This is a genomic window from Heyndrickxia sp. FW510-T9 (assembly GCF_058781025.1).
The window spans coordinates 1-13,049 of record NZ_JBYSWK010000038.1; the positions used below are offsets into that span (position 1 = coordinate 1).

Below are 13,049 nucleotides of genomic sequence, written 5' to 3' on the forward strand. Positions count from 1 at the left end.
GAACACGTCCTTTTAAATGATGATTGTATTATAAGCTAAATCTCATTTTTACGTATCCACTTTTTAGACTAACCTCAAGTTTGCTCGATTTTCCTTTGTGAGTTGTCCTTTACTAGCCTTCTTATGGACATTTTGCTTCATTTTCCTAGGTGAGTTGTCCTTTATAAGGATTCCTAAGGACACTTTGCTCGATTTTCCTTTGTGAGTTGTCCATTACAAGTCTTCTTATGGACACTTTGCTTCATTTTCCTATGTGAGTTGTCCTTAAAGGCATTATTTCTATATCCGAATATGTAAAGTCCTTTTAAATTGCCTTAATTTTCCCCCCGTCTACAAGAAAACTGCTTCCCGTCATATAGGAGTTTGCTTCCGATATAAGGAAGATAACGACATTAGCGAATTCTTCCGGTTTTCCATATCTTTGCAATGGAATTGTTTGCTTTTCCATGTTTTCTACTTCTTCAAGTGAATAGCCTGTCTTTGAAGCATTTAACTCATCCAGATGCTTCACGCGATCAGTAGCAATTCTTCCCGGGCCTACCGTATTAATCAAAATATTAAATGGCGCTAATTCGGAAGCTAAGGTTTTTGATAATCCGACAATACCGGTTCTAAAAGTATTCGAAAGAATCAAGCCTGGAATTGGCTCTTTTATGGAGGAGGAAGCGATATTTATAATTTTCCCACCATTCACTTTTAATAAAGGTAAAGCTTCACGAATAATTCTTATGTATGATAAAAGGTTCAGTTCAAATGCGTTTTTCCAATGTTCATCTGTCATTTCTTCAAAACTGCCTGCAGGAGGTCCACCGGCATTATTGATTAAAATATCTAGACGGCCGAATACTGCTTTTGTTTTTTCCACCATTTTTCGTATATCCTCAGGATTTGTTATATCACAGCGAATATGACTTACTTTTCCTTTTTCAAGTGCAGCTAATTCCTGTTCCACACTTTTCAATTGTTCTACGTTTCGACTTGCAAGCATAACATTTACCCCTTCACTTACCAATGAAGCAGCAATTGCTTTTCCCAATCCTTGACTTGAAGCGACAACGAGTGCGGTCTTTCCCTTTAAACCTAATTCCATCTTGAAACCTCCTTTAAATAGTTTGTCTCGACTTTATTATAAATGAATCTCTAAATTGGTTTCATTATTATTGCTCCAAAAACAAAAAAAAGCCGGATGAATTCATCCGGAAAAATAAAGGGGGAAAAATAGGAAATAAATAGTTAGCTCAAGTTTGTAACAGTCTTAGCTATTAACTATCCACGTGTTACTTGAGATTACTTATCTTTTCCACCATTCTCCCCTCTTCAAACCTAAACTTATATTACAGTTTTATGACATAGTTGCTTTTTTTACAGCTTCTATTACTTCTTCAGTTGTTTGAAGCTGAAGAACCTGCTCCGCAAGCTTTTCCATTTCAGCCTTGGAAAGATTTTTGATTTGTGCTCTTGCTTTAAGAATAGATGATGCACTCATAGAGAACTCATCTAGACCAAGTCCAAGTAAAATTGGTATTGCTACCTCATCCCCGGCCATTTCACCGCACATACCTGTCCATTTTCCTTCTTTATGAGATGCATCGATTACCATTTTCACTAATCGCAATATTGCTGGATTATATGGTTGATATAAATAGGATACACGCTCATTCATACGGTCAGCAGCCATTGTATATTGGATTAAGTCATTTGTTCCAATACTAAAGAAATCAACCTCTTTAGCAAATTGGTCTGCCAATACTGCAGTAGAAGGGATTTCCACCATAATTCCGAGCTCAATATTATTAGAAACTGAGACACCGTTACTTACTAACTGATCTTTTTCTTCCAATAAAATTTGTTTCGCTTGACGGAACTCATTTAAGGTTGAAATCATTGGGAACATAATCTTTAAATTGCCGTAAACACTTGCTCGAAGTAGTGCACGAAGTTGTGTACGGAACACATCTTGTTCTTCAAGACATAATCTTATCGCACGGAATCCTAAGAATGGATTCATTTCCTCTGGAAGATTTAAGTACGGAAGCTTTTTGTCGCCGCCAATATCAAGAGTACGAACAACTACAGGCTTTCCATTCATACCTTCTAAAACTGCTTTATATGATTCAAATTGTTCATCTTCAGTAGGAAGTTGATCTCTTCCCATATACAAAAATTCTGTACGATAGAGACCAATTGCTTCACCGCCATTGTCTAATGCACCTTTTAAATCATTAGGCGTACCAATGTTGGCACCAAGTTCTACATGTCGACCATCTTTTGAAATAGTTTTTTCATTCAAAAGCTTGGACAATTCGGCTTTTTGCGTTTCGTATTTTTCTTGTTCTATTTTATATTGATCAACAATTTCTGGAGTAGGATTAATATGTACTTCCCCATTTTGACCATCAACAATGATTAAGTCCCCATTTTGAATGTCCTCTGTAGCTGATTTAGTTCCAACAATTGCAGGAATTTCAAGGGACCTTGCCATGATAGCAGAATGTGATGTTCGTCCACCAATATTAGTAGTGAAGCCTTTTACAAAATCTCGATTTAATTGGGCTGTATCTGAAGGTGTTAAATCCTCTGCCACAATAATGACTTCTTCTGAAATCATGCTTGGATTAGGAATTTTCACTCCTAATAAATGAGATAGTACACGTTTTGTTACATCACGAATATCAGCAGCGCGTTCTCTCATATATTCATTATCCATTTGTTCAAACATCGTAATGAACATATCTGTTGTCTCTTTTAAGGAGCTTTCAGCGTCTAGTTTATTGTTATTGATATTATCTTCGATGGGTGTGATAAGTTCTGGATCGCTTAAAACCAAAAGATGCGCATCAAAAATAGCAGCTTTATCCTCCCCTAATTCAGATCCAGCACGCTCTCGAATAACTTCCAATTCAGCTTTAGCTGCGGACATAGCTGCTTGAAAACGGGCAATTTCCCCCTCTACATCTTCAATGGTTTTCTTGGAAAATGTCAAATCAGGCTCTACTAATCGATATGCTTTTGCAATAGCAATACCGCTTGATGCTGCAATCCCTTTTAAAATGGTTGACATTACTCTGCCAAACCTTCTTTTTTCAATAATTCTTCTAGACTATTTAATGCATCTTGCTCATCGCTGCCAGTTGCGCTAATGTTAATTTGTGCATTCATACCGATACCTAAAGACATTACACCCATAATTGATTTTAGATTTACTTGTTTACCGTTATAACCTAGTTGAATTTCTGAATCAAATTTACTAGCTGTTTGTACTAGCAATGTTGCTGGGCGAGCATGAATTCCTGTATCTGCAACTACTTTAAATTGTTTTTCTACCATTTGAATTACTCCTTTACATTAATAATAAATTAAAGTGTCTTCTTCATATAAAAATAATCCACCTTGCCTCATTCGTCAATTATTTAGCAACAAAAAAAAGTTAAAAAAGCAAGATTTCGTATTTTAAAAAAATTCTCTCCGTTTTCGAAAACCGATCAAATTTATAGAGGACTCAATAAACAGAATATCATCCAAAATAGTGGAAGACAATTCTATTGCTTAAGGTTAATATTTCCTGCTTAATATAAGTTATGAACGAACTAGTAAAAAATATTAATTTTTATGGTACTCTTTCATTTTATGTTTTATTTTTTTCATTTCAAAGCCAAATTGTTCTACGTCTTGCTGCGTGGCGTGGATTGACCCATATCGTACATTTTCATATATAGATATCCATTTCTCTGAAACCTGTATATTTAGTCGGTTTAACCAATCTCTTACAGATTCAGCGCCCCGTCTTTCCAATGAATGTTTGGTTGCGAAATGTTCCAATTCATGGACATATTTACGGATTTGCTGTGTGGATTTTGAGTAATAGCTTGCATGATTTTCTTTTCTATTTTGTTTATCGATTAGCTTGTGAAAAATGCTTTGCGAGATCTCATTTCCTACTTCCACATTTTTGAACTTTCTTTTCCTAAAATGTAAAATAAGCGAAATGACGATTACAACTATTATTACAATTCCTAGTATGATATAGATATTCTCATAGTGGTTTTGCAGGTTTTGTACGTTATTTCCTTCATTATTATCCTGTAACCTAAGCTCAGACGCTTTTTTCGAATAATCCATTAAACGTTTATTTTGTTTGGCAACTCCATATTCAAAGTAATGATTTATAAGATTTATTAGAGGACTTAATAAAGTAAGAATGAACCAATATATTTTATCAAAAACTACTGATAGTCCATTTTTAATAGCACTAGATATTAATGAAGCAGCTAATGAAATGACAATAGGTACAATGATAAGCAAACTACTAAAAGTTACTAAGTTTCTTTTGGAAAAAGACGAACTTTGAATAAATCTTTTTAAAAACGTACCATATGAAAAAAGGAATAATTGAAGCATCGGGAAAATGATCAATAAAGGTCTTGATTTCATGCCCGAAATAAATCCTACAAAATACAGGAAAATAAAAACTAGAATAGTAGCTAATAAGCGGCTACTCAGGAAATTTTCGGAGTCCTCATCCCCCTCCTCAGCGAATAAAACCTTCAATCTCCAAAGAGAAAAGAGAAACAATAGAAAAATTTCAAAGATAGGTATTTGTCCTAACCATGTCCAAAGCACAATGATTGGTATAGAACAGAAATAGAATGCCCGTGAAAATCGCTTTATTTCTCCATTTGAAACTAACAATGTAGTTAAGGAAACCAAAAATAATATTCCTAAAAGACTCCAGCTTATTGATCCTTTTCCATATGTAAATGGAATAGAATACTGAACAAGAGAAAAAATAATCGCTTCACTAAGAAAAAGCCGCTCAACTTCAAAAATTTTCAGAATATCCATTTGGATTTTTGCCGATGATTTTACTTCCATAATTCCATTGCCCCTTGATCTTCTATTGATTTCACAGAAAAAACCATTGAGCCTTTTTTTCCAAATTCCAAAAGGGATGCATAAGCAGAAGACTCGATTTCACCAACATGAATAACATATGGATAGTAGATTCCCTTTTGTGAAATATCCTTGATCATTAAATGATATGGAATGGTAAAGGAAGCAACAGATAAATGAGCTAATAAGTCAAATGCTTTTTGACGTTGTCCTCTGCCTTCTCCTTCATTTAAAAAATAATACAAGGATTTCCCAAAGGTTGTAACATTTATAGCTAATGCAAAAGGAATGTTTTCTCTTACTGCATAATCCACTAGATATGCACAATGACTTATACTTGTTTCCAAACTATCTCTCTTTCCAACTACATTCAAAAACAGCAGCCATGTTTTGGCACCAATAGGAGAAAAAACCTTTGTTTGTAATTGCTGTGTACGGGCACTTGCCTTCCAATGAATGTATTGAAAAGGATCACCATTTTGATATTCCCTTGTCCCAATCGGTTGCAAAGGATCAAAAAAGATGGAGGTTTGATTATATTGATTACCTTGTAAAAAATTGTATTCCTTATTAGAAGTTTGAACTGTCTTTCTTTTAGGAAAAACTAGCTTTTTTACCCCTAACATTTTTTTGTTTTGAAGAATCACTAATCCTGTTCCAAACAAATGCGGAATTTTCACTTCAATATTATGGATTCTGGAAACGCCTCTCCTTACTGCTTTCACAGGGATGATTACTTCCACTTGTTCATTTTTCCAAGCCCTAAATGGAATATTGACTTCTACAATGGAACTAACATCAATAAAAGGATGATTAACTGGTTCCACCTTATTTGAAAAACTAATTTGCAGGTTCCCATTTAAAATTGGTAATCCTTTATTCACAAGTGTAAATTTCCATTCATCAGTATCTTCAACATTTAACCGCACTGTAGACCTATCGTTTTGTAATATTAAGTTGTTTCCCACTAGTTTTAAATACAAATGATATCCAAGTGACATGATACAACCAAAAATAAACAAAAATATTATAGGAGTTGAACCGAAAACAAACGAAAGAATAGCAAATACTCCCATTAATTGTCCTAAGAATAGAACATTTTTTTCCTGGATGATCTCTTTATTCCAAATCATTTAGTATGCTCCATTTCAACCGGGGCTGAAACGGAGTTAAGTACATCGGCTAGTATTTCATCCACGGTTTTTGTTAATGATGCCTCTATTGTAAGATGGAGCCTATGTTTGATGATATTTGGTGCTACAGCTTTTACATCATCCGGAGTGACAAAATTTCTGCCATTGATAAAAGCATATCCTTGGCTTGCTCTTAATAAGGCAAGACTTGCTCTTGGACTCATACCAAATTCTATAGTCGGATGTTCCCTTGTTTCTTTAGCAATTAAAATTATGTATTTCTCAATATCCTCGTGAACCTGAACATTTTTAACCTCTTTTTGCATTTGTCTCAATTGTTCAGGCTGCAAGACAGTCATAAGTTTTTCTAAACCATTATCAGCAGCATGCTTTCTTAGAATTTCTCGTTCTTCCTCGAAAGAAGGAAAATCAATAGTCAGTTTCATAAAAAAACGGTCAAGTTGTGCGGCGGGTAATGGAAAAGTACCTTGTTGGGATTCTACTGGATTTTGCGTGGCTATAACCATAAAAGGCTCTGCAATCGATAATGTTTCTCCATCAATCGTAACTTGCCTTTCCTCCATGGCCTCGAGTAAACTCGATTGTGTTCTAGGGGTTGCACGGTTAATCTCATCTGCAAGTAATATATTTGTCATAACAGGACCTGATTTTAATTCAAATTCCTGAGATTTAGGATTAAAAAAATGAATTCCTGTTACATCGGTTGGTAACACGTCAGGTGTAAACTGAATACGTTTAAATTCAACATTTAAGCAACTAGAAAATGCTTTTGCCAATAATGTTTTTCCCGTTCCTGGAACACTCTCTAGTAAAATATGCCCGCCTTGCAATAAAGCAACGATCATCAAATCAACTTCTTTATCTCTCCCAATGATGACCTTTGCAATTTCACTTTTTAAGTTATTTATGTATTCTTTCAAAATAATTTCCCCCTACTTTGTAATCAAGTTGCATTTAAAATATAACAAATAAAACAAAAATTGTCACCTTTATGAATTTTCTATCATGAATATAGAATATTTTTCTAATAAAATATCTTGAATTTTTCTGAAAAATGGTGCAAACTGTTAACTAAGTAAATTGAAAATTATAAAATTACCTTTTAGATAGGAGAGATGGCATTGAAAAAAGCCGATGTGGGCAATCTGATTGAATTCCGGGATGGATTACAGGGGATTGTTGAAAAGGTAAATGAAAATTCCGTTATTGTAGATTTAACGTATATGGAAAATTACCGTGATCTAGAACTGGAAGAAAAAACAGTTGTGAATCATAAAAACTATAAAATTATAGCCACATCTCTAAAGTGAATAAAAAGAACCAAAGAAATGGAAGCCGTTTCTTTGGTTCTTTTTATTAAATTGCCCTTTTATTTGACTTAAACCATAGAAGAAATATAAATAGTAAGCTAAAATACCCAAATAGAGGATATAAATAGGATAACAAGGTGCCGTAATGGAAATAGCTCAAACAATAGATAATGATTAATACAAACGTAATTATCCAAGCCCGGTGTACGGAGATGTATTTACTAAATTGTTTTTCCAACCCGTAAATATTGCCAATCAATGAAGTAAAAATTTCACCGAATATAATTAATACATATATAATGTAGATTCCGATAAAGGAGTTTTTAATGACTGCAGCCATTGGAATTTCATAAAGCTGTACATTAGGTAATGTGATGAGAGTAAAATGACTTGAAACCAAAATCAATGTTAAAAGGATGCCTCCAATGATTCCCCCTAATTTTACGATTTTTTTGTCCTTTACCTCCGTTGCTATTGGTACAAGAACAGCTTGTGCTAACGACAAATTAAACGCCGCATAGGAGAATGGAGAAACAACCGCTTTCCATAAATGCAGATCCTCCGGAATATTAATAAAATATTGAATAAATTGCAAATGCGTAATCGATTTAGTCATTACGATAAAATTAAATAACAGCATAATGGGTACAACGAAGGTATTCACCGCAAAAATTCCCTTTGATCCAACAGCCATCACTAAAATTGTTAGTCCAATAGTGAAATATACCCCCACCCATTTTCCTAAAGCTAATTCCTGCTGAAAAACTGCACCAGCACCAGATAACATCACAGCGCAAACACCTAATAGCATGATCATCATAAAGATATTCATAAATTTAGCTAATACTGGTCCAAACAAATATTCATTTAACTCTTCATATGAATTTGCCTTTAATTCAATTGCTTTCACCATTAATTTTGAGCCTAAAAGGATAAATAAATACCCTGCAGCTAATATTGCCATAAACCCAACAAAACCGTATTTAGTAAAAAATTCAACAATTTCTTTACCAGTCGCAAATCCAGCTCCAATAACTGTTCCAACATAGACAGCCGCAACTTGAAAAGCACCAACCCATTTATTCACATTACATCTCCTTTCAAATAAACGACACTATTAAATGCTCTTTTCTTAAACTTTGTTCCTCTTGTATACGAAAACACTAGACTACAACCTTATTTCTTTTAAAAACGAATAAACTTTATTAGAAAAGATGCCCCGAAGCCAAGTACTATTTAGGAACTAAAACAAATTGCGCAAAACATCAATTTTTCCAAAACATCACTATTAAAAGATATGTACAAGCAAGCTAAAATAAGACAGGCAGTCTGAAATAATAATAGCAATTATCAGATGGAAAATTTTTTCAGTCAAAAATAGTCAATGTCAGTTTACAAATTTATTAGAGTGATGTATACTTAGTTCACAAGGTCAGATTTAGTCAAACAATTCCTTGTTAAATACAATAATCTGTTAGAAAGGTTTGTTTTTTAAAACCTTTTTCTTTTAATTAATTAGTCAAAGTTAGTCAACGTCAAATTCGTTGCATTTCTTTTCTTTAAGGAGGAATGATGTGAATGCTATGTCAAAAATGTAATCAAAACGAATCCAATATTCAATTACATGTAAATGTTAATGGAAACGGGCAAGATATATATTTATGCTCAACTTGTTATCAACAAGAAAAAGCGAAAATTGGTAATTCCCTTGGAGGCGCGCCTATGATGAATGGATTTAACGGCTTCGGTTCTCTAGAGGACCTTTTTAAAGGCATGTCCATACCTGAAAATCAATCAAATTCCACTGTGAAAACGCAGCATCAAAATGGCGGGGGCGGTTTCTTAGACCAGTATGGTCGTAATTTAACAAATATGGCGAATGCAGGACTAATTGACCCAGTCATTGGCCGTGATAAAGAGATTAAACGTGTCGTCGAGATTTTAAATCGGAGAAATAAAAACAATCCTGTATTAATTGGGGAGCCTGGTGTCGGTAAAACAGCTATTGCCGAAGGGCTTGCATTAAAAATTACAGAAAATGATGTACCTGCAAAATTAAAAAATAAAGAGGTATATTTATTAGATGTTGCTTCATTAGTAGCTAATACAGGAATACGCGGACAATTTGAACAAAGAATGAAACAGCTTATAGCAGAGCTTCAAAGAAGAAAAAATATATTATTATTTATCGATGAGGTTCATTTACTTGTCGGTGCAGGTTCTGCGGAAGGATCCATGGATGCAGGTAACATCTTAAAGCCGGCTCTTGCACGTGGTGAGCTGCAAGTTATTGGCGCAACTACTTTAAAAGAATATCGACAAATTGAAAAGGATGCAGCATTAGAAAGAAGATTTCAGCCTGTTCAAGTAAATGAGCCTACTTTAGAAGAAACAATGCAAATATTAAATGGTTTAAAAGCTAAATATGAACAATATCATCAAGTTACGTTTACAGATGAAGCCATTAATGCCTGCGTCGATTTATCACATCGCTATATTCAAGACCGTCACTTACCTGACAAGGCGATTGATTTAATGGATGAAGCCGGTGCCAAATTAAACTTATCCATTGATGTTATGAATAAAGAAGAAATTCATGCTCGATTAAATGAAATTCATCATGAAAAACAAGTAGCACTTGAAAACGAGAAGTATGAAGTAGCTGCAAAATTACGTGATGAGGAAGCAAAATTAGAAAAACAAATTACTACTAATGTTGAAGTTGAAAACCCAGTTGTAGAAGCAGTCCATATACAAGAAATTATTGAAAAGAAGACTGGCATTCCTGTAGGGAAACTTCAAGCTAATGAACAAGCAAAAATGAAAAATCTTGAAGAACATTTAGCTGGTAAGGTAATTGGTCAAGAAGAAGCCGTTTGTAAGGTTGCAAAAGCAATTCGCCGCAGCCGGGCCGGACTTAAAGCTAAAAATCGTCCAATCGGTTCCTTTTTATTCGTTGGTCCGACAGGTGTTGGTAAAACAGAGTTAACGAAAACACTTGCGGAAGAACTATTTGGCACAAAGGATGCCATGATTCGACTCGATATGAGTGAATACATGGAAAAACACAGTGTTTCTAAATTAATCGGTTCGCCACCTGGATATGTTGGTCATGAAGAAGCTGGACAATTAACAGAAAAAGTACGCCATAACCCATACAGCATTATTTTATTAGATGAGGTTGAAAAGGCACACCCTGATGTTCAGCATATGTTCTTGCAAATCTTAGAGGATGGTCGTTTAACAGACAGCCAAGGCAGAACAGTAAGCTTTAAAGATACTGTGATCATAATGACAAGTAATGCAGGTGCTGGCGTGAAGCCTATCCACGTTGGATTTGGAAATAATGAAGCAATGAAAGAAGCAAGTATTCTTGAATCATTAGGAAGCTTCTTCAAACCAGAGTTCCTAAACCGTTTCGACGGTATTATCGAATTTAAAGCATTAGAAAACGAACATTTATTAAAAATCGTAGATATCATGCTTGCTGAGTTGCAAGTAACATTGAAGGAGCAACAATTATCTCTTGAAGTTATGCACGAGGTGAAAGAAAAAATTGCGATTATGGGCTATCATCCTGCTTTCGGTGCTAGACCATTACGCAGAGTTATTCAAGAACAGCTTGAAGACAGCATTACTGATTATATTCTTGATCATCCAGAACAAAAATCATTAATCGCTAAGATGAATGAAGATAAAATTACAGTTGTTGCAAACTAAATACTAAGTTCAGAATACACAAATAGGTTCCAACCATATAAATAGTGGTTGGAACCTATTATTTTTTATATAATCTATGGTATCTCTGGTTAAACTGCACGAATTTTTGCTCGAATCGACCGAAAACGGTAATGAACGGCACGAAAGTCCCCTCGAACGGACCGAAATCAACGATGAACGGACCGTTTTAGGTATTTAGCACTATATTTTCAAATAAAAACCACCCACGAATGGGCGGTTTTTATTTTTTTATAGTTTTTTATCATCCACTTGATCAAGCCAGCTTTGAATCGTGTCAACCACTGATTCTACACAGCCGTCATCAAATGGTGAAATAAGATTTGCTTCTGCAACAAGGCCAGTGAAAGATTTGCTTCCCCCTTGTTGACATAAATGAAGATAGTCTTTCCATGCTTCCTCGTGATTTTCTTGTGACTTTTTCCAGAATTGGAATGCACAAATTTGTGCCAAAGTATAGTCGATATAATAGAATGGCGAATTATAAATATGACCTTGTCTTTGCCAGAATCCACCTCGATTTAAATAATCGTTATCATCATAATCACGGTGCGGCAAATATTTTTCTTCAATATTTTTCCAAGCTGTTTTTCTTTCAGCAGGTGTAGCATTTGGATTTTCGTACACAAAATGCTGGAATTCATCTACTGCAACACCATATGGCAAGAATTGAAGTGCTCCACCTAAATGGGAGAATTTATACTTCTCTGTATCCTCTTTAAAGAATAGCTCCATCCATGGCCATGTAAAGAACTCCATACTCATGGAATGAATTTCACATGCTTCATATGTTGGCCAATTGTATTCTGGAATCTCGTAATGACGACTTGAGTAAACCTGGAATGCATGGCCAGCCTCATGAGTTAATACATCGATGTCTCCAGATGTACCGTTAAAGTTTGAGAAAATATATGGAGATTGATAATTTTCAATGTAAGTACAGTACCCTCCGCCTGCTTTGCCTTTTTTCGCTACTAAATCCATTAAATTCTTTTCATTCATAAATGTAAAGAATTCATCTGTTTCCGGAGATAGCTCTGCATACATTTTCTTGCCGTTATCAATAATCCATTCTGGTGATCCTTTTGGAGTAGCATTTCCAGAAGTATATTCAAAGCCTTCATCATAAAATTTCAATGCATCTACACCAATTCGTTCCTGTTGACGTTTTCTAAGCTTCGTTGTTAACGGTACAATATAATCCTTCACTTGATCACGGAATTTAGCTACCATTTCTGCATTATAATCCGTACGTGCCATACGGTAATATCCAAGTTCGACGAAATTTTTATATCCGAGTGTCTTTGCGATTTCATCTCTTACTTTTACTAATTGATCATAAATAGAATCAAATTCTTCCTCATGCTCAGCGTAGAATCCAAATCTAGCCTCATTTGCTTTTTTACGCATATCACGGTCTTTTGATTCCGTAAATGGTTGCATCTGTGCCAGTGTTCTTTCTTCCCCTTCAAACATGATTTTCGCTGATGCTACAAGCTTCGTATACTCAGAAGAAAGCTTGTTTTCCTTTTGCAAAAGCGGAATGATATCAGGAGAAAATGTTTTTAACTGTGCCTCTGCTAATGCAAAAAGCTGAGTTCCCCATTTTTCTTCTAGCTCTGTACGGAATTTAGAGGAAACGAGTGCTTGATAATATTTTGAAATAAACCCTTCTACAATAGGAGCAATTTCATCCATATAATCATTTTCAGCTTTGTAGAATTCGTCATTTGTATCTACAGTATGACGAATGGAGCAAAGATTAAACATTGTTCCCAATTCGTTGCGAATTTGATTAATACGATTCATCGCTTCACTTTGCTCTGCGCTGCTTGCAGCATTTTCAAACTTTTCAATCTCAGATTGAAATGCAGCTTCTACCTCTTCCATGTTTGGTCTTTCATATTTATAATCTTCGAATTTCATATGTATAAACACTCCTTGATAATAGAATACT

Annotated in this window: 10 protein-coding genes; 2 read left to right on the forward strand and 8 right to left on the reverse strand. The window is 34.7% G+C overall.

All coding sequences use genetic code 11. The features are described from left to right. Positions 1 to 304 precede the first annotated feature (304 nt). The 6 genes from AC3WJF_RS16775 to AC3WJF_RS16800 all read right to left on the reverse strand — a co-directional run bounded on the left by AC3WJF_RS16775 (position 305) and on the right by AC3WJF_RS16800 (position 6,964). Positions 305 to 1,090, reverse strand: coding sequence for an SDR family oxidoreductase (locus AC3WJF_RS16775; protein WP_492454241.1), 786 nt, complete (start codon positions 1,088 to 1,090; stop codon positions 305 to 307). Between the two features lie 252 nt (positions 1,091 to 1,342). Then, entirely contained in the window at positions 1,343 to 3,061 is a 1,719-nt protein-coding gene (gene ptsP / locus AC3WJF_RS16780; protein ID WP_492454243.1) for a phosphoenolpyruvate--protein phosphotransferase, read from the reverse strand. After that, the gene (locus tag AC3WJF_RS16785) at positions 3,061 to 3,327 is read right to left on the reverse strand and encodes a phosphocarrier protein HPr (RefSeq protein ID WP_492454244.1); all 267 of its coding nucleotides are present in this window, start codon (positions 3,325 to 3,327) and stop codon (positions 3,061 to 3,063) included. The genes ptsP and AC3WJF_RS16785 overlap by 1 nt, the downstream gene beginning before the upstream one ends. Positions 3,328 to 3,600: 273 nt before the next feature. Then, positions 3,601 to 4,872: a hypothetical protein gene (locus AC3WJF_RS16790; RefSeq protein WP_492454246.1), complete on the reverse strand. Its 1,272-nt coding sequence runs from the start codon at positions 4,870 to 4,872 to the stop codon at positions 3,601 to 3,603. Continuing rightward, entirely contained in the window at positions 4,863 to 6,023 is a 1,161-nt protein-coding gene (locus AC3WJF_RS16795; protein WP_492454248.1) for a DUF58 domain-containing protein, read from the reverse strand. The genes AC3WJF_RS16790 and AC3WJF_RS16795 overlap by 10 nt, the downstream gene beginning before the upstream one ends. After that, positions 6,020 to 6,964 carry an AAA family ATPase gene (locus tag AC3WJF_RS16800; RefSeq protein WP_492454249.1) on the reverse strand — a complete coding sequence of 315 codons (945 nt, stop codon included), beginning with the start codon at positions 6,962 to 6,964 and terminating at the stop codon, positions 6,020 to 6,022. Before AC3WJF_RS16800 ends, AC3WJF_RS16795 begins: the two co-directional genes overlap by 4 nt. A gap of 201 nt (positions 6,965 to 7,165) precedes the next feature. Between AC3WJF_RS16800 and AC3WJF_RS16805 the strand changes: the two genes are divergently transcribed. Then, positions 7,166 to 7,354 (forward strand): YkvS family protein, encoded by a 189-nt coding sequence (locus tag AC3WJF_RS16805; protein WP_492454251.1) that lies wholly within the window; start codon positions 7,166 to 7,168, stop codon positions 7,352 to 7,354. Between the two features lie 46 nt (positions 7,355 to 7,400). Here AC3WJF_RS16805 and AC3WJF_RS16810 read toward each other — a convergent pair whose 3' ends face one another. Beyond that, positions 7,401 to 8,441 carry a YkvI family membrane protein gene (locus AC3WJF_RS16810; protein ID WP_492454253.1) on the reverse strand — a complete coding sequence of 347 codons (1,041 nt, stop codon included), beginning with the start codon at positions 8,439 to 8,441 and terminating at the stop codon, positions 7,401 to 7,403. 491 nt (positions 8,442 to 8,932) lie between these two features. Here AC3WJF_RS16810 and AC3WJF_RS16815 point away from each other — a divergent pair, with 491 nt between their 5' ends. After that, the gene (locus AC3WJF_RS16815; protein WP_492454255.1) at positions 8,933 to 11,074 is read left to right on the forward strand and encodes an ATP-dependent Clp protease ATP-binding subunit; all 2,142 of its coding nucleotides are present in this window, start codon (positions 8,933 to 8,935) and stop codon (positions 11,072 to 11,074) included. 249 nt (positions 11,075 to 11,323) lie between these two features. On the opposite strand, the gene AC3WJF_RS16820 is transcribed toward AC3WJF_RS16815, so the two are convergent. After that, positions 11,324 to 13,018 carry a M3 family oligoendopeptidase gene (locus AC3WJF_RS16820; RefSeq protein ID WP_492454256.1) on the reverse strand — a complete coding sequence of 565 codons (1,695 nt, stop codon included), beginning with the start codon at positions 13,016 to 13,018 and terminating at the stop codon, positions 11,324 to 11,326. Positions 13,019 to 13,049: the final 31 nt, after the last annotated feature.